The following is a 17,181-nucleotide window of genomic DNA, read 5'->3' on the forward strand; positions in this document are numbered from 1 at the left end:
GGTGCGTCATGAAAGGCATGAAGAAGCTGGCTTGGCTGGGGCTTTTGGCGGCGATTCCGGTTCTGGCGCAGGCGACCACCACCACTTTCTCCGCCCTGACGGTGCGGGAGGTGGGCAGCTTCCTGACCAGCCTCCCCGCCGACTTTTACGGCATCCAGCCCGCGGCGGCCAAGCAGATGATGGACACCCTGGACGTCTTCATCCTGGACGTCCGGGAGCCCGGCGAGTTCAAGGACGGCCGCATCCCCGGGGCGGTGAACATCCCCATCCGGGAGTTGCCCAAGAGGATCGGCGAGATCCCTAAGGGCAAGCCCATCATCATCTACTGCGGCACCGGGCACCGGGGGGCCATGGGCCTGGTCTTCCTAAGGGGCCAGGGCTACAACGTGAAGAACATCCTGGGCGGCTTCAAGGCCTGGACCGGGGCGAACCTGCCCGTGGAAAAGTAGGCTGAAAGCCCGGGAGGCGGGGCTCGTCCCCGCCCCCGATTTAACCCTCGTCAAAGTAGGTGAGCTTCGGGGTCTTGTTGGCCCGAAGCTCGTCCAGGCGGCGGACCGGGGTGGAGTAGGGGGCGCCCTCCAGCCACTCCCGGGGCTTCCCTAAAAGCTCCCCCATGGCCTCGGCGAAGGCCTCGAGGGTCTCCTTGCTCTCGGTCTCCGTGGGCTCTACCATGAGGGCCTCCTTGACGATCAAGGGGAAGTAGACCGTGGGCGGGTGGAAGCCGAGCTCCAAAAGCCCCTTGGCGAGGTCCAAAGCGCGGAAGCCCGGGGGGGGCTGGGCCACGAACTCGTGCATGGTGGGCCCGTCGTAGGGGACCCGGTAGCCCCTCTCCTTGAGGAGCTCCTTCAGGTAGCGGGCGTTGAGCACGGCGAGGGCCGCGGCCTTCTTGAGGCCCTCTAGCCCCAGGGTGCGGATGTAGGCCCAGGCCCGGACCAGGGCCAGGAAGTTCCCGTGGAAGCTCCGCACCCTCCCGATGCTCTTGGGGAGGTCAAAGTCCAGGTAGAAGCTCCCCTCCCCCTTGGCCACCAGGGGCACGGGGAGGTAGGGGGCGAGGTGGGCCTTCACCCCCACGGGGCCCGAGCCGGGGCCGCCCCCGCCGTGGGGCACGGTGAAGGTCTTGTGGAGGTTCAAGTGGACCACGTCAAAGCCCATGTCCCCGGGCCTGGCCCAGCCCATGACGGCGTTCAGGTTGGCCCCGTCGTAGTAGAGCTGGACCCCGGCCTCCTTGCAGAGGCTGGCGATCTCCAGGATGCGCCTCTCAAAGAGGCCCAGGGTGTTGGGGTTCGTGAGCATGAGGGCGGCCACGTGGGGGCCGAGCTCGCGCTTCAGGGCCTCGAGGTCCACCTCTCCGTCGGGGCCTGAAGGGATCTCCCGCACCTGGTAGCCCGCCATGCTGGCGGTGGCGGGGTTGGAGCCGTGGGCCGAATCCGGGACCAGGACCACCCGCCTGGTCCTCCCCTCCCCCCGGTCCTCGTGGTAGGCGCGGATGACGAGGATCCCCGTGAGCTCCCCGTGGGCCCCGGCGGCGGGCTCCAGGGTGATGGCGTCCATGCCCGTGAGGGCCTTCAGGTACTCCCCGAGCTCCCACATGAGCCTTAAGGCCCCCTGGGCCGTCTTTGGGTCCTGGTAGGGGTGGAGGTCGGCAAAAAGCCTTGCCGCCTCCTCGTGGAGCTTGGGGTTGTACTTCATGGTGCAGGAGCCCAAGGGGTAGAAGGTGGTGTCCACCCCCACCTGGCGGCGGGAAAGCCCGGTGTAGTGGCGCACCAAGGTGAGCTCGTCCACCTCGGGGAGGCGGGGCGGGGCCTCCCGGAGGAAGGCCTTTGGGATGTAGTCCTCGGCCCGCGGCACGCCCTTGGCGAGCTTGAGGCCGCGGCGGCCCTTGCGGCTCCGCTCAAAGATCAGGGGGTAGCTCACGCCAGCACCTCCTTAAGGGCTTCACGGAAGGCCAAGAGGTCCTCCTCCTCGTGGAGCTCGGTGGCGGCGAAGAGGGCGAGGCTTTCTCCGTACTCCTCGGGCACCGGGGTGGCCCCGTGGAAGCCCCGCTCCGCGAGGGCTTCCCGAACCGCCTCCGGGTCCTTGGGAAGGGCCAGGGCGAACTCGCTGAAGAAGGGCTTGGGGGTGAAGGGCCTGACCCCCGGGACCTCCAGGAGGAGGGCGTGGAGCTTGTGGGCCATTTCCACGCTCTTCAGGGCCACCTCCCTAAGCCCCTCGGGGCCCAAGGCCGCCAGGTACATGGCCCCCATGAGGGCGGTGAGCTGGGCGTTGGTGGTGATGTTGCTCTTGGCCTTGGCCCGCCTTATGTACTGCTCCCGGGCCTGGAGGGTGAGGATATAGCCCCGCCTCCCCTCCACGTCCACGGTCTCGGAGACGAGCCTCCCCGGAAGCTGGCGCACGAAGGCCTTTTTGGTGGCGAGAAAGCCGAAGTGGGGGCCACCGAAGCCCATGGGGAGGCCAAGGACCTGCCCGTCCCCCACGGCGACGTCCGCGCCATAGGCCCCCGGGGGCTTGAGGAGGGCCAAGGAGAGGGGGTCGGCCACGGCCACGAGGAGGGCCCCCGCAGCGTGGGCGGCCTCGGCGAAGGGCCTTAGGTCCTCCAGGGCGCCCAGGAAGTTGGGGTTCTGGACCACCACCGCCCCCACCTCCTCCCCCACCTCGGGCACGGGGGTCCTCCCCCCTTCCAGGGGAAGGGTCTTGAGGGTGGCCCCCACGGCCTCGAGGTAGGCCCGAAGCACCGCGCGGTACTCGGGGTGGACCCCCTGGGAGACCCAAACCCCCATCCGCCCCGTCTCCCGGAGGGCGAGGAGCACCCCCTCGGCGAGGGCGGTGGAGCCGTCGTACATGGAGGCGTTGGCGATCTCCAGGCCCGTGAGCTCGGCGATCATGGTCTGGTACTCAAAGGTGGCCTGCAGAACCCCCTGGCTCACCTCGGGCTGGTAGGGGGTGTAGGCGGTGAGGAACTCGCTCCGTGCGGCCAGGGCCTGGACCACGGGGGGCACGTGGTGGCTCCTTATCCCACCCCCCAGAAAGGCCTTGTGGGCGGGGAGGTTTTGGGCGGCGAGGCGCCTAAGCTCCTCCAGGACCTTCCACTCCGGGAGGGGCTCGGGAAGGTCTATGGGGGGGTTCAGGACCTCCTCGGGCAGGTGGGCGAAGAGGTCCTCCAGGGATTCCGCCCCCACCCGCCTCAGCATCTCCCGGATCTCCTCCTCCGTGTGGGGCGTGTAGTCCATGGCTCTATCCTTAGGCAAAACCCCAGGGCCATTTGCCCCGGGACTACAGGAGCTCCTCTACCCTAAGGGGCGCCCGCCTCACGCCTCGGCCTCGAGGGCCGCCTGGTAGCCTCCTGCGTCCAGAAGCCCGTCCAGGTCGGCCATGTTCCGGGGCTTGAGGCGGAAGATCCAGCCCTCCCCGTAGGGGTCCTGGTTGATGAGCTCGGGGTTCTTCTCCAGGGCGGGGTTCACCTCCACCACCTCCCCGGCCACGGGAGCGTAGATGTCGGAGGCGGTCTTCACGCTCTCCACCACGGCCACCGCCTCGCCCTGCTCCACCGCCCGGCCCACCTCGGGTAGCTCCACGTAGACCACGTCGCCCAAGGCGTCTTGGGCGTAGTCGGTGATGCCCACCAGCACCGTGTCGCCTTCGGGCAGGGCCCACTCGTGGGTCTTGGTGTAAAAGCGGTCCTTCGGGATGTCCATAGCGCCTCCTAACCCCCGCTATTTTAGCGGCACAAAGGGGAGAGGGCTAAGGAGGGCGGGGACGGCCCGGCCCCGGACCTCCACCGCGAAAGACCCCTCCGCCCCCTCCTCCACGTAGGCCAGGGCGATGCCCTTTTCCAGAAGGGGCGAGTACCCCCCGCTCGTCACCCGGCCCACGGGGCGGCCTTCGGAAAGCACCCGGTACCCCTCCCGGGGAACCCCGGCCTCCAGCACCAGGCCCACGAGCCTCTCCTGGCAGGCCTGGCCCAGCATGGCCTCCTTGCCCAGGAAGTCCTTCTCCCGCTTCACCACCCAGCTCCAGGGGGTGCAGAGGAGGTTGGTCTCTTCGGTGAGCTCGTGGCCGTAGAGGGGGAAGCCCGCCTCCAGCCTTAAGGTGTCCCGGGCCCCGAGGCCGCAAGGGGTGGCCCCGGCCTCGAGGAGGGCTAGGAAGACGGGCTCGGCGTCCTCCGGGGCCAGGAAGAGCTCAAACCCGTCTTCCCCCGTGTACCCGGTGCGGGCGAGGCGGGCGGGCCGCCCCGCTACCCGGGCGGGGAAGACGTCGTTCTTTCGCTTCTGGGAAAGGTCCAGATCGGTAAGCCCCTGGAGGAGGGAGGCCGCCTTCGGGCCCTGGAGGGCGAGGAGGGCGGTCTTTTCGGAGAGGTCCAGAAGCTCCACCCTGAACCCCTTGGCCAGGCCCTGGAGGTGGGCGAGGTCCTTGGCGATGTTGGCGGCGTTCACCACCATGAGGTACTCCTCCTCCCCCAGGCGGTAGAGGTAGATGTCGTCCACCACCCCGCCCCGTGCGTTCGGGAGCATGGAGTACTGGGCCCTTCCCACCTTGAGCCTGGCCGCGTCGTTCGCCGTGGCCCACTGGAGGAAGGCGAGGGCGTCCTCTCCCCGGACCAGAAACTCCCCCATGTGGCTCACGTCAAAGAGGCCCGCCCCCCGCCGCACGGAAAGGTGCTCCTCGAGGATGGAGGTGTACTGGAGGGGGAGGAGGTACCCGGCGAAGTCCACCATCCGGGCGCCGAGGTTTAGGTGGGCCTGGTAAAGCGGGGTCTTCCTCATGGCAAGGCTATCCTACCCGAAAAGCTCCCGCCTCAAGGCCTCGGCGGAGTTGTCCTCCAGGACCTCCTCCCGCTTGGTGGCCCAGGCGGGGAAGGGGAAGTGGACGAGGAGGGGCACGGGAATCTCGGGCTGGTGGAGGATCACCGCCCCTTGCGGGAGGATGAGGGCCCTTTGGCGGAAGGAGGCGGGGAGGTAGCGGTACTCGGGGCGCTCGGCCTCGGCGGCGTCCAGGCGGCCCACCGCCCGGATGGCGGCGTTTCCCACCACCCGGCGCTCCACCTCGCTCGCCGTCTGCTGGGCCCCGATGAGGATGACCCCCAGGGAGCGGCCCCTCTCGGCGATGTCCAGGAGGACGTCCTTGATGGGGCTCTCTTCCTCCCGGGGGGCGTACTTGTTGAGCTCGTCCAAGACGACGAAGACCCTTCCCCGGTACCGCCCCCGCTCCTTCCTCTCAAAGAGGTCCTTGAGGAGGCTTCCCACCACGAACATCTGGGCCTGGGGGGAGAGCTTGGCCAGGTCCACCACGTGAACCTGGGCCTCCCCCGAAAGGGGGTCCGGGGGGTTCCCCGGCCGGTCCCCCCGGACCAGGTGGGCCACGTTCTCCACGCTCGCCCGTAGGCGCCGCACGAAGGCCTCGAGGGTCCCCTTGGCCTGGCGGGCGGTCCAGGCCTTATCCCCCTCCCCTTCCCCGGTCTCGGGGCCGAGGAGCTTGTACTCCAGGTAGCGCACCAGGTCGGAAAAGCTCCTTAAGCGCACCTTCCCCAGGGCGTCAAAGCTCACCTCCTCGGGAAGGTCCTCCCGGGGCCAGTCCCCCACCTGGAGGTAGGGGCCCTTCTGCCCCTCGGCGAGGTGCCGGAGCTTCTCCGTGAGGTGCTGGACCAAAAAGCCCAGGTTGGTCATGAGGCCCCGGTCGGCGAAGAGGAAAGGGAGGAGGCCCCTTTGGCAGAACTGGACCAGGTCCCAGTGGTAGGCCCTGACCCCCTCCAGGCGGGAGTCCAGGTCGGGCACGTACCCCTCCTTCTTGGGAGGGGCGAGGAAGGCCACGCTCCCGAAGGGGGTCGCGGGGAGGCCGAGCCGCTGGTAGGCCCGCCTGGCCTCCTCGGTGAGGCGGGCGTTGGGCTTGTCCAGGAAGAAGAGGTCCTCCCCCTTGACGTTGAAGAGGAGGACCCGGGCCTGGTGGGCGTCCTCCAGGACCCCGCTTTCCAGGAGGCTTTTGAGGAGGAAGGTGGCGTAGCTGGTCTTGGCCGCCACCCCGCTGATGCCGGAGATGTTCACGTGCCCCCCCTTCACCCCGTTCAGGAACTCCAGGTTGAGGTAGGCCACCTCCCCGTTCTTTAAAAGCCCGGCGGGGAGCTTGGTGCTTCCCCGCTGGTTCCGCATGGCCTCGTAGTAGAGGGCGAGCTCCAAAGCCTCGCCCTCGGCGAGGTAGACAGGGGAGCCCGGGTCCGGGGGGAAGAACTCCTCGGGGAGGATGCGGGTCACGCTCACGTGGGCCACGTAGGCCAGGCTCACGGGGATCTTCCCCTCCACCGCCAGGAAGGTGTCGGTATCGTAGCTTTCCCCCTCGTGGACCTTGGCCACGTGGTCCACCATGCCGAAGTAGCGCACCCGGCCCACCTGGGGGTGGAAGCCCTCCACCAGCACCAGGTCGTCCAGGCGCAAAAGCCCCTCCCCCTCCACCCCCACCCAGAACTCCAAGGGGGTGGCCTCCCGGCTTCCCAAGACCACGCCGATGCGCTTCACCTCCCACCTCCTAAATGCCTGGAAAGAAGGCGGCCCACCACCTCGGGCCTCCCCATCCTGCGGGCGAGCTCCCGCTCCAGCCTCCCCACGGGCAGGAGGTTCTGCGGGGCCCTGGGGTCCTTGACCGGGTGGGAGGCCAGGCTGGGGAAGAGCCCCAAGGAGAGGTCGGCGAGCTCCAGGAAGGGGCCAGAAAGGGGCGCCTCCACCCGCAAAAGCCCCGCCAAGGGGGGGTGAAGCCCCTCTGGGGGCAGGGGAAGGCGCAGGTACCAGCTCGCAAGCTCCAGGCCCTTCCGGTGGACGCGGAAGGCGGGGGTGCGCTCCCCGGGGGCCAGGGCCTCGAGGAGGGCCTCCCGCTCCTTGGGCAGGTAGCGGGCCCAGTGGGTCTTGATGTAGCCCATGAGGGGGCCCTCCCGGAGGAGGCGCACGGGGCCGTCCACCACGAGAAGCCCTCCCCGAAGCCCCAAGGCCACCTCCTGCTCCAGGGCCTCCCGGGCGGCGCGAAGCCCCGCCAACAGCCCCTCAAGCCCCTGGCCCAAGGAGGGGGCAGGCTCGTAGAGGAGCTCCCCCGCCCCAAGGGCCTCCTCCAGCCCCACCCCCACCCGGCGCACCCTGAGGCCCAAAAGCTCCACCCTCCCCCCCTTCAGGGCCACCGCCCCCGCGGCCACGCACCCCAGGAGGGCCAGGCGGGGTCCCTGGGAAAGGAGGGCCTCGGCCCGCTCCTTCCCGTCCACGAAGTAAAGGGGCTCGGGCCAGGGGGCCTCGCCTCCCCGCTTGGCCTCCCAGGGCTCCTCCAGGGGGTGGAAGGCCTCGGGCTCCGGGTCTAGGGGAGGCCCCTCCTGGAACCGGGCGGGCTCGAGGCTCACGAGGCGCCAGGCCATGCCCCTAGATTACCGGGGCGGGGCGGTAGGGCAGGTACCGGGGCTCCCAGAAGCGGCTTCTCAAGAAGTCCAGGAGGCCCTCCAGGGAGAGCCCCTGGACCCTTTTCTCCTCCGCCACCCCCTCCTCCAAGGCCTTTTGCATGACCCGGGCGGCCACGTAGGGGGAGACCTCCCGCAGGCGGGCCACGGGGGGGTAGAGGAGGTCGGGAAAGTGCCGGGCGGTGTAGTCATAGAGGGCGTAGGCGGCCTCGAGGACCATCCCGTCCGTCACCTCCCGGGCCCGGGCGAGGACCGCCCCGAGGCCAAGCCCGGGAAAGATGAAGGCGTTGTTTCCCTGGCCGACGGGGATGGTCCCCCCCTTGAAGCCCACCGGGGGAAAAGGGCTTCCCGCGGCCACCAGGACCTTCCCTTCCGTCCAGTAGACGAGGTCGTCGGGGAGGGCCTCCGAGGCCGAGGTGGGGTTGGAGAGGGGGAAGATCACCGGGCGGGGGGTGTTCTCCAGCATGGCCCGCGCCACGGGCTCGTTGAAGCTCCCCGCCTGGCCGGAAAGGCCAAGGAGCACCGTGGCCCGGGCGTTCGCGATGGTCTCCAGGAGGTTCGGGACCCCCCCGGCGAAGCGCCAGCCCTCTAGGCGCCCGGGCTTCTGGGCGTAGGGCTTTTTGTAGTCCTCCATGGGTCGGCCCTCCACCAAGAGGCCCTTGGAGTCCAGCACCAGCACCCTGGCCTTGGCCTCCTCCTCGCTTAGGCCCTCCCGCTTCATCCCCTCCACCAGGGCCCAGGCCACCCCGATCCCCCCGGCCCCCGCCCCGTAGACCACCACCACCTGCTCGGAAAGCCTCTCCCCTTTTAGGCGGCAGGCGGAGAGGATCCCGGAGAGGGCCACCGCCCCCGTGCCCTGGATGTCGTCGTTGAAGGAGGGGACCACCTTGCGGTAGCGCTCCAGGACCTGGAAGGCCGCCTCCTTGGAAAAGTCCTCCCACTGGATGAGGGCCTTGGGGTAGCGCCTTCGCACCGCCTCCACAAAGCGGTCCAGGAAGCGGAAGTAGGCCTCCCCCTTAAGGCGCTTGTGCCGCACCCCGAGGTAGAGGGGGTCCCTTAGGAGGTCCTCCCGGTCGGTGCCCACGTCCAGCTCCACGGGCAGGGTCTTGTCGGGGCCCACCCCGCCCACGGCGGTGTAGAGGGTGAGCTTGCCGATGCTGATGGCCATGCCCCCGTAGCCCTGGTCCCCGATGCCCAGGATGGCCGAGGAGTCCGTGGCCACGATGAGGCGCACCTCCTCCAAGGGGACGTTTTGCAGGGCCTCCTCCACGCGGTCAATGTTCCTCGTGCTGGCGGTGAAGCCCCGGGGGTAGCGGTAGATGTGGGAGAACTCCCGCACCGCCTCCCCCACCGTGGGGGTGTAGAGGATGGGGAGCATCTCCTCCAGGTGGTCCACCAAGAGGGCGTAGAAGAGGACCTCGTTCCGGTCCTGGAGGTGGCGCAGGTAGATGTGCTTTTCCAGAGGGCTTTGGATGAGGCGGTAGCGGCGGTAGACCCTTTCCTTCTGCTCCTCCAGGGTGTTCACGTGGGGGGGAAGGAGCCCCTCTAAGCCCAGGGCCCGCCTTTCCTCCTCGGTGAAGGCCGTGCCCTTGTTGAGGAGGGGAAGCCTGAGGAGGAGAAAGCCCGAAACATAGGGCTCCAGGTAGCGCTCGCCCCGCCCATCCCGCTTGACGTCGTAGTAGCGGCTAACCGGCATGGGCCCATTCTCCCACGGCCCAAGGGAGGGCGCCAGGGGAAAATGACCCCCTACACGTTGAAGCCGAACATGCGCATCATGCGCTTCCCCTCCTCGGTCATCTTGGCGGGGGTCCAGGGCGGGGTCCAGACGAACTCCACGTTCACCCCCTGCACCCCGGGGAGGCGCATCACCGCCATCTCGGCATCGGCCTTCACCACGTCCTGGGCGGGGCAGCCGATGGCGGTGAGGGTCATGGTGATGTCCACCACCCCGTTCTCGTGGACCTGCACGTCGTAGACCAGGCCCAGGTCCACGATGTTCACGGGGATCTCCGGGTCGTAGACCACCTTCAGGGCCTCGAGGACCTGCTCCTTGGTGGGCAGGGCCGGGGCCGCCTCCTGGGAGACCTTCGCCTCGTCCATGAGCCCAAGTATAGCCAAAGGCCCCAGGCCCCGCCCCCCACCGGCCCACCTTTTGGGGTATACTGCTTCCCGGTTGGGGAGTAGCCCCAAACCGGCCTCCCGTCAGGACGGGCCCAAGGGCCCCGGGAGGCCGGGGACCCGGGAGGGTCCGGGCAAGACCACCGCCTGGGCGGTGGCCTTTTCTTTTGGGAGGTAAGGCATGGAACTCACGGGCGCCCTCGCGGCCATCCTGACGCTTATCGTCCTAGAGGTGATCCTCTCGGCGGACAACGCCCTCATCCTCGGGGTCATCGTCCAGAAGCTCCCCCCAGCCTTGAGGCGGAAGGCCCTCTTCTACGGGATCCTCGGGGCCTATGTCCTCCGGGGCCTCGCCCTCCTCTTCGCGAGCCTGGTCATCCAGCTCTGGTGGGTGCAGGCCCTGGGGGCGGCCTACCTCCTCTACATCGCCCTGAAGCACTTCCTAAGCCCCCAAGAGGCCCACGCCCCCCCGCCCTTGGAGGCGAGCGCGGCCCAGTTCTGGAAGGTGGTGGCCCAGGTGGAGCTCATGGACCTGGCCTTCGCCGTGGACTCGGTCCTGGTGGCCGTGGCCCTCTCCGAGAAGCTCTGGGTCATCTACACCGGGGTCTTCCTGGGGATCCTCGCCCTCAGGATGCTGGCGAGCCTGGTGGTAACGCTCCTTGACCGCTACCCCCGGTTCAAGCACCTGGCCTACCTGGTGGTGGCCTCGCCGGGGCGAAGCTCGCCGTGGGCGGGTGGGACAAGCTGATGAAGGAGGTCCTAGGCCGCCCCGAGCTCGCCCTGGGGCTGGATAAGGAGGCCTTCAGCCTCCTCATTCTCGCCGTCCTCCTCCTGGGCACCCTCTGGGCCACCCGCAAGCCCGCCCCCGCATGAACGCCCTCCTCCTCCTTGCCCCCCTCTCCCTCTTTCTGGAGACGAGCCTTCCCATAGGTCTCTTCGTGCCCGGGGGGGACACCCTCCTCCTCGCCTTGGGCGCCTGGGCCGCGGAAGGAAGCCTTAGGCCCTTTCCCCTCCTCCCCCTCCTCTTCCTGGGAAGCTTCCTCGGCCACCTCCTGGGCTACGCCCTGGGGCGCTACGGGGGAAAGGCCCTCAGGCGGCGCTTCCCCGAGGACCTCTGGAAAAAGGGCAAGCGCCTGGCCCTCCGCTTTGGTCCCCTGGTCCTCCTCCTCGCCCCTTTCCTCGGGGGGGTGCGCACCCTGGTGCCCTTCCTTTTCGGCGCCTGGGGCTTCCCCTTGGCCCGCTACCTCCCCCTTGTGGCCCTGGGGAGCCTCCTCTGGACCCAGGGGCTTTTCCTCTTGGGCTACCTGCTGGGGCGGCACCTCCCCCTCTGGACCATCCTCTTGGGGCTTCTCCTCCTCGGGGGGATGGGGCTTCTCCTCTCCCGGCGCCCCTCCCGCGCCGGGTAGGGCCCGCCGCCCAGGCCTTCTCCAGGGCCCCCATGCGGGCGCAAGCCCGCATGGGGCGGGATCACACGTACTTCTCCCCGCGCACCACCCAGACGTTCTCCACGTAGGCGATGACGGCGTAGTGGGGGAAGTAAGCCTCCTGAAGCCTTTGCAGAATCTTTAGGGCCACCTCCTCGCTCACGACGGTCTCCAAGGGGATGTTCTGCCCCTCCCAGTCCACGCTCCTAAGCCCCCGGGAGCCCTCCCCCCTCGCCGGGGTGATGGTGTAGCCCTTGGCCCCGAGGCGCTTCAGCTCCTCCACGAGCCGCTTCTCCAGGAGGCTTTCCGCCACGATGGTCACGAGCTTTAAGGGCACCAGGTTCATGCCTAACCTCCCCAAAGGACCGCCAGGGCGTGGTAAAGGGGGATCCCCAGGATCAGGTTAAAGGGAAAGGTGACGGCCAGGCTCGCCGAAAGGTACAAACTGGGGTTCGCCTCAGGGAGGGCGATCCTCACGGCGGCGGGGGCGGCGATGTAGCTGCTGCTCGCCGCCATGGCCCCAAGCACCGCGGCCCCGCCCACCCCCAGGCCCGCCAGGTGGCCCAGGTAGACCCCCAGGATTCCGTGGAATAGGGCGAGCCCCACGCCGAAGAGGACGAGCCGGAGGCCCACCTGCCGCAGGACGGAAAGCCTCGAGGCCGCCACCATCCCGAGGTCCAGGAGGAAGAGGGTGAGGGCCCCCTGGAAGGGCTCCACGAAAAAGGCCTTCACCCTCTTCATCCCCTCCTCCCCGGAAAGGAAGCCGATGAGAAGCCCCCCGAGGAGGAGGACCACGCTCTTCCCGGCGAGGACCTCGCGAAGCGCCTCCCCGAACCTCCCCCCACCCCGCTTGGCGAGGGAGAGGGCCACCACGATGCCCGGCACCTCCAACAGGGCTACCAGGGTGGGCATGAAGCCCGGGGCGGGCCGCCCCATGGCCTGGACGAAGGTGAGGGCGGCGAGAAAGGTCACCGCCGAAACCGAGCCGTAGTGGGCCGCGAGGGCGGCGGCGTCCTCCCGGCCCACCCTGAGGAACCGCCGGGCGAGGAGGTAGGCGGGGAAGGGCCGGAAAAGCCCGAGGGCCAGGGTGAAGAGGGCGGGAAGGAGCACCAGGGCCAGAGGCGTGCGGGAAAGCTCCGCCCCGCCCTTAAAGCCGATGGCGAAGAGGAGGTAGATGGAAAGGGCGGTGTAGAGGGCCTCGGGAAAGGCGAGATCGCTCTTGAGCCACCGGGCTAGGGCCCCCAGGAAGAAGGCCAGGACCATGGGGGAAAAGAGGTTTAGGCGAAGGAGCTCCAAGGTATCCATCCCCCTACCTTTACAACCCCAGGAGGGGCTTTTACAATCCGGTACGATGGCGCCGTTGGTAGGCCTCATCATGGGCTCCCGCTCCGACTGGGAGACCATGCGCCACGCGGCGGAGACCCTCGAGGCCCTGGGCATCCCCTACGAGGTGCGCGTCGTCTCCGCCCACCGCACCCCGGACCTCATGGCGGAGTACGCCAAGACCGCCGAAGAGAGGGGGCTCCAGGTGATCATCGCCGGGGCCGGGGGGGCGGCCCACCTCCCGGGGATGACCGCGGCCCACACCGCCTTGCCCGTCCTCGGGGTTCCGGTGGAAAGCCGGGCCCTAAAGGGGCTGGACTCCCTCCTCTCCATCGTCCAGATGCCCGCGGGGGTCCCCGTGGGCACCCTGGCCATCGGCCGGGCGGGGGCGGTGAACGCCGCTTTGCTCGCCGCGAGCATCCTGGGCCTCAAATACCCCGAGGTGAGGGAGCGCCTCGAGGCCTACCGCAAGGCCCAGACCGAGGCCGTCCTCGCCCATCCCGACCCGAGGGAGGAGGCGTGATCGGGATCTTGGGCGGAGGGCAGCTTGGGCGGATGCTGGCCCTGGCGGGCTACCCCTTGGGGCTTTCCTTCCGCTTTTTGGACCCTTCCCCCGAGGCCTGCGCCGGGCAGGTGGGGCCCCTCGTGGTGGGGGAGTTCCTGGAGGAAGGGGCCCTCTTGCGCTTCGCCGAGGGGCTTGACCTCGCCACCTACGAGTTTGAGAACGTCCCCGTGGAGGCGGCCCGGCGCCTGGCGGAAGAGGTTCCCCTCTACCCTCCGCCCCGGGCCCTGGAGGTGGCCCAGGACCGCCTCCGGGAGAAGACCTTCATGCAGGGCCTCGGCGTGCCCACCCCCCCCTTCCACCCCGTGGAGGGCCCCCCGGACCTGGAGGAGGGCCTAGTGCGGGTGGGCCTTCCCGCCCTCCTCAAGACCAGGCGAGGGGGCTACGACGGCAAGGGGCAGGCCCTCGCCCGCACGGAGGAAGAGGCCCGGGAAGCCCTGAAGGCCCTGGGAGGCCAGGGGCTCCTCCTCGAGGCCTTCGTCCCCTTTGACCGGGAGGTCTCCCTTCTCGCCGTGCGGAGCCGGACGGGGGAGGTGGCCTTCTACCCCCTGGTGGAAAACCGCCACCGGGGGGGGATCCTCCGCCTCTCCCTGGCCCCGGCCCCCGGGGCCTCGGAAGCCCTCAGGCGAAAGGCCGAGGGCTACGCCCTAAGGGCCCTCGAGGCCCTGGACTACGTGGGCGTCCTCGCCCTGGAGTTTTTCCAGGTGGAGGAGGAGCTTCTCTTCAACGAGATGGCCCCCCGGGTGCACAACTCCGGCCACTGGACGATAGAAGGGGCGGAGACGAGCCAGTTCCAAAACCACCTCCGGGCCCTCCTGGGCTTCCCCTTGGGGAACACCGCTTCAAGGGGCTACAGCGCCATGGTGAACCTCATCGGGGAGAGGCCCGATTTCGGGGAGGTCCTGCGGGTGGAGGGGGCCCACCTCCACTGGTACGGCAAGGCGGTGCGCCCCGGGCGCAAGGTGGGGCACATCACCCTGAGACGGGACGGCCTCGAGGCCTTGGGGGAAGGGCTAGCCCAGCTCGCCTCCCTACTTGGGGACCGCCTCTAGCCCGGCTGGGGCGCATCCAGGGTATAATCCTGACACCTAAGGAGGTAAGGCATGGACCGCGCGGCCAGGCTAAGGGAAGTGGTTCGGAAGGCCAAAGCCCACCCCGTCTACGCGGAAAAGCTCCGGGGAATAGACCCGGAAAAGCTCACCCTAAAGGACCTCCCTTCCCTCCCCCTCACCACCCGGGAGGAGTGGGTGGCCTTCCTTAGGGAAAACCCCAGGCCCCCCGAAGGGGCGAGCCTCATGCACCTCACCCCAAGCCCCGCCCTAGGATGGATGCCCGAGTACCTCTCCCAGGAGGACCTCCGCTACCAGGCCGAGGCCCTGGCGGAGCACTACAAAAGGCTCGGCGTCGTGGGCAAGAAGGTGCTCGTGGCCTTCAGCTACCACGTCTATGCCGGGGGGTGGCTCTTCCACCAGGCCCTCTGGCGGGCGGGGAACCTGGTCCTCCCCCACGGGCCCGGGGAGGCGGCCCGCATCGCCGAGATCGGGCGGACCTACGGGTTTGACGTCCTGGTGACCAACCCCTCCTTCGCCCTAAAGGTGGGGCAGGCGGGGGGGCGCTTCCCCCTTCTTTTGGCCGGGGGGGAGCCCTTCACCTCCGTGCCCGGCTTTAGGGAGAAGGTGGAGGCCCTCCTGGGCGGCACCGCCCTGGACGCTTACGGGACCAGCGAGCTCGGCATCGTGGCCGGGGAGCGGATGGAGAAGGACGGGCTTTGGGAGATCCCGGAGATGGCCGTTTTGGAAGTGCTGGATCCCGAGACCCTGAGCCCCGTGGCGGACGGGGAAAAGGGGGAGCTCGTGGTCACCGCCCTAAGCCGCACCCTCATGCCCATGCTGCGCTTCCGCACCGGGGACCTGGCCATCGCCGAAAGGCGGGAGGGCCTCACGGTGCTTCCCCGGGGGGTCTTCGGCCGCACGGACCAGATGGTGAAGGTGAAGGGGGTCAAGCTCTACCCCACGGAGCTCGCCCCCCTCCTGGCGGGCTTCGGCCTGGACCCGAAGGGCTTCCAGGTGGTGGTGGAGAGGAAGCTGGAAGGCACGGACAAGCTGGTCCTGCGCCTTAAGGCGGACAAGGTCCCCCCCGGCCTCTTTGAGGCCATCCAGAAGGCCACGGGCCTCAGGGTGGACGAGGCCGAGCTGGTGGAGGCCCTGGAAGGGGACCTGGTGGTGGACCGCAGGTTCTAGAGGCTGTCGTAAAAGCTCTCCACGGCCAGCTACGCGGCCCTGGCCAGCCGCTTCACCAACAAGCGTAGCATGCCCAGACTCAAAACTTGCACTTATTCGCCGCGGGCATAAGTATGCTTGGGGACCACTTGAAGAGGGCCGCCGGTTTCCCCTCTCATGAGGGGTGCCATGAGTCCAGCAGCCCTATCCCTACTTTGGACCCTCCTGGCCCTCATGCCAACCCCCCACCTACGGGAATCCTTGAAGGCCCTGCTCACCGGCCACGGCAAGGCCAGACCCCAGCAGGGCAAGACCAAGTCCCCCTCCGCCCTCTCCCGCTTCCTCAACCGCTACCCCTGGCCCACCCGCGCCCTCATCCGCCTGGTCCTTCGGGAGCTCCATGCCTTGGGCCAGGGGCCCCCGGGTGGGGGAGCACGGAGCGCGTGCTTATGCAGGATATGCGGGAGGTGCAAGTTTTGAGTAAGCTTAAGGAGGAGGTTGCCAAGCAATGAACCCCTCTGCGCCCTTAGTCTGGATACCCTACTACCGCAAGGACCCCTGGCCCCTAGCCCGCCCCCTCTACGACTTCTTCTTCAGGGGCTGGGGCAAGACCTTCTTCGACCTGTGGACCTTGGTGGCTGGCCCCATGAACGCCCTTGGGAGCTTCGTCCTCTTTCCCATCGCCCTCTATGTATTGGGCCTGGGTTTTGGGATCGTCAAGGATCCAACCTACTTCCCTTGGGCGTTCTGGTTGGGAGGGTTCGTAGCCTTTTGGGTTCAAGCTTACGATGAGAACAACGATCCGCAAAAGTTGGCCTTCCATAAGGCTCACTTTTTCCGCAAACTCAACCTCCTGAGCCGGGGAGTCGGCGGAATCCTCTGGGCCTTCCTATGGGGGCACTACGCCTACGCCCCTTACTACTGGTACCCCGACCTCTTGGGCTGGTTTTACCGCCTCATGGAACACCCTGGCTACGTCTACGGTTTCTCCTTCCTTTCCTTGATGCACCTTGCCGCTCTTTACGGGTGGGTAGGGGCGATAAAATACCGCCTCGAGGAGGTTTCCGCTTCTTCCCAGCAAGGACGTTCTGGCGGTAGCCAGGAGATGGCCGGGGAAAGCGGAGAGGAGTTCAGCGTTGTAAAGCAAGGAGAGGTTTCCTACCTGGCCAATATGGCCGACAAGACCCCCTCTCCCAACGAAAAGCCAGAACTCCTTCTTGCTCTTAGGCGAGAAGTGGTCCTGCCCCCCGAAGCCGAAGAGGAGGTGGTGGACCTGATCCTCCTCCTGAGGCACTACCGGGCGTACGCCAAGCACTTCGGAGTGAAGCCCCCGAGGGGAATCTTGCTCGTGGGTCCCCCCGGTACGGGCAAAACTTCCATCGCTCGCTTCATCGCAAAGCACTCAGGGCTAAATTTCATCGCCGCCACTCCTGGGGAGCTTCGCTCGAAGTGGCTTGGCGAAAGCGCCCAAAAGATACGTCGGCTCTTCCAAAAGGCCAGGGGGCTAGCTCCGGCCGTTCTCTTCCTGGACGAGCTGGATGCCGTAGCTCCAAGGCGCGGAGGGCACAACGAGGTAGACCACGCCGTGGGCCAGCTCCTCCAAGAGCTAGACGGGATCATGCAACTGGACGAAAGGGCACCTGTCATCCTGATCGGGGCCTCCAATCACCCTGAGGCCATAGATCCTGCCGTGCTTTCCCGGATCGGAACCATCCTCACCATTCCCTTGCCTGGCCCCAAGGAACGGGCGCGTATCCTGAGCCTTCTCCTCAAAGAGAAGGCCGAGGGAGTCGACCTGGAGGCTGTAGCTGAGGCTACTACTGGCTTCTCGGGGCGCGACCTGCAAACGGTGGTGGCCCGGGCCACCAAGCGGGCTTTTACGGAGGGCCGCACTTCCCTCACCACGGATGACCTCCTGCGAGAAGTGCAGATAGTGGGTCGGGGCAGCAAGCGATTCTTTTCCTCCTAGGTCTAGGGGCGGTTCTCAGGCATGGGAAGAGTTCAACCCCCCGATGAATCGGGGGGATTACTGCCCCCTCGCGCTCCCCCCGTTTCTCTAACTCAAAACTTGCACTTATTCACCGCGGGCATAAGTATGCTTGGGGACCACTTGAA

At 67.9% G+C, this 17,181-nt stretch carries 16 protein-coding genes and 2 pseudogenes; 8 read left to right on the forward strand and 10 right to left on the reverse strand.

The window, feature by feature from the left end; translation table 11 throughout:
• Positions 1-17 precede the first annotated feature (17 nt).
• Complete coding sequence (locus tag ABJK26_RS05615) at positions 18-449, forward strand: rhodanese-like domain-containing protein (protein ID WP_347241289.1); 432 nt, start codon at positions 18-20, stop codon at positions 447-449.
• A gap of 40 nt (positions 450-489) precedes the next feature.
• Here the strand turns inward: ABJK26_RS05615 and gcvPB are convergent, their stop codons facing one another.
• From gcvPB to ABJK26_RS05655, 8 genes are all read right to left on the reverse strand, one after another.
• Positions 490-1,914 (reverse strand): aminomethyl-transferring glycine dehydrogenase subunit GcvPB, encoded by a 1,425-nt coding sequence (gene gcvPB / locus ABJK26_RS05620; RefSeq protein ID WP_347241290.1) that lies wholly within the window; start codon positions 1,912-1,914, stop codon positions 490-492.
• A complete protein-coding gene (gene gcvPA / locus ABJK26_RS05625; RefSeq protein ID WP_347241292.1) occupies positions 1,911-3,227 on the reverse strand; it encodes an aminomethyl-transferring glycine dehydrogenase subunit GcvPA in 1,317 nt (438 codons plus the stop codon). The genes gcvPB and gcvPA overlap by 4 nt, the downstream gene beginning before the upstream one ends.
• A gap of 78 nt (positions 3,228-3,305) precedes the next feature.
• Positions 3,306-3,692 (reverse strand): glycine cleavage system protein GcvH, encoded by a 387-nt coding sequence (gene gcvH, locus ABJK26_RS05630; RefSeq protein ID WP_347241293.1) that lies wholly within the window; start codon positions 3,690-3,692, stop codon positions 3,306-3,308.
• An 18-nt stretch (positions 3,693-3,710) separates the two neighbouring features.
• Positions 3,711-4,760, reverse strand: a complete 1,050-nt coding sequence (gcvT, locus tag ABJK26_RS05635; RefSeq protein ID WP_347241294.1) for a glycine cleavage system aminomethyltransferase GcvT — start codon at positions 4,758-4,760, stop codon at positions 3,711-3,713.
• A gap of 12 nt (positions 4,761-4,772) precedes the next feature.
• Positions 4,773-6,503 carry an ATP-binding protein gene (locus ABJK26_RS05640; protein ID WP_347241295.1) on the reverse strand — a complete coding sequence of 577 codons (1,731 nt, stop codon included), beginning with the start codon at positions 6,501-6,503 and terminating at the stop codon, positions 4,773-4,775.
• Positions 6,500-7,381, reverse strand: a complete 882-nt coding sequence (locus tag ABJK26_RS05645; RefSeq protein WP_347241297.1) for a DNA double-strand break repair nuclease NurA — start codon at positions 7,379-7,381, stop codon at positions 6,500-6,502. The genes ABJK26_RS05640 and ABJK26_RS05645 overlap by 4 nt, the downstream gene beginning before the upstream one ends.
• 4 nt (positions 7,382-7,385) lie before the next feature.
• Positions 7,386-9,116, reverse strand: coding sequence for an NAD-dependent malic enzyme (locus ABJK26_RS05650; protein ID WP_347241298.1), 1,731 nt, complete (start codon positions 9,114-9,116; stop codon positions 7,386-7,388).
• A 50-nt stretch (positions 9,117-9,166) separates the two neighbouring features.
• A complete protein-coding gene (locus tag ABJK26_RS05655; protein WP_347241299.1) occupies positions 9,167-9,520 on the reverse strand; it encodes a metal-sulfur cluster assembly factor in 354 nt (117 codons plus the stop codon).
• 199 nt (positions 9,521-9,719) lie between these two features.
• Between ABJK26_RS05655 and ABJK26_RS05660 the strand changes: the two are divergent.
• Both ABJK26_RS05660 and ABJK26_RS05665 read left to right on the forward strand, forming a co-directional pair.
• Positions 9,720-10,411, forward strand: a pseudogene (locus tag ABJK26_RS05660) (hypothetical protein).
• Positions 10,408-10,944, forward strand: coding sequence for a VTT domain-containing protein (locus ABJK26_RS05665; protein ID WP_347241300.1), 537 nt, complete (start codon positions 10,408-10,410; stop codon positions 10,942-10,944). Before ABJK26_RS05660 ends, ABJK26_RS05665 begins: the two are co-directional and overlap by 4 nt.
• A gap of 61 nt (positions 10,945-11,005) precedes the next feature.
• Here ABJK26_RS05665 and ABJK26_RS05670 read toward each other — a convergent pair whose 3' ends face one another.
• Positions 11,006-11,308 carry a transcriptional regulator gene (locus ABJK26_RS05670; RefSeq protein ID WP_347241301.1) on the reverse strand — a complete coding sequence of 101 codons (303 nt, stop codon included), beginning with the start codon at positions 11,306-11,308 and terminating at the stop codon, positions 11,006-11,008.
• Between the two features lie 2 nt (positions 11,309-11,310).
• Positions 11,311-12,267 carry a sodium-dependent bicarbonate transport family permease gene (locus ABJK26_RS05675; protein ID WP_347241302.1) on the reverse strand — a complete coding sequence of 319 codons (957 nt, stop codon included), beginning with the start codon at positions 12,265-12,267 and terminating at the stop codon, positions 11,311-11,313.
• Between the two features lie 46 nt (positions 12,268-12,313).
• Here ABJK26_RS05675 and purE point away from each other — a divergent pair, with 46 nt between their 5' ends.
• From purE to ABJK26_RS05700, 5 genes and pseudogenes are all read left to right on the forward strand, one after another.
• On the forward strand, positions 12,314-12,808 hold the full coding sequence (purE, locus tag ABJK26_RS05680) for a 5-(carboxyamino)imidazole ribonucleotide mutase (protein ID WP_347241303.1): 495 nt from the start codon (positions 12,314-12,316) through the stop codon (positions 12,806-12,808).
• The gene (locus tag ABJK26_RS05685) at positions 12,805-13,899 is read left to right on the forward strand and encodes a 5-(carboxyamino)imidazole ribonucleotide synthase (RefSeq protein WP_347241305.1); all 1,095 of its coding nucleotides are present in this window, start codon (positions 12,805-12,807) and stop codon (positions 13,897-13,899) included. Before purE ends, ABJK26_RS05685 begins: the two co-directional genes overlap by 4 nt.
• 51 nt (positions 13,900-13,950) lie before the next feature.
• Positions 13,951-15,087 (forward strand): phenylacetate--CoA ligase family protein, encoded by a 1,137-nt coding sequence (locus ABJK26_RS05690; RefSeq protein ID WP_347241306.1) that lies wholly within the window; start codon positions 13,951-13,953, stop codon positions 15,085-15,087.
• A 168-nt stretch (positions 15,088-15,255) separates the two neighbouring features.
• Positions 15,256-15,450: pseudogene (locus ABJK26_RS05695) on the forward strand (transposase); the annotation flags it as partial.
• Positions 15,451-15,574: 124 nt separating this feature from the next.
• Complete coding sequence (locus tag ABJK26_RS05700; protein WP_347241307.1) at positions 15,575-17,035, forward strand: ATP-binding protein; 1,461 nt, start codon at positions 15,575-15,577, stop codon at positions 17,033-17,035.
• Positions 17,036-17,181: the final 146 nt, after the last annotated feature.

This window comes from Thermus sp. (assembly GCF_039793865.1).
Classification (GTDB): domain Bacteria; phylum Deinococcota; class Deinococci; order Deinococcales; family Thermaceae; genus Thermus.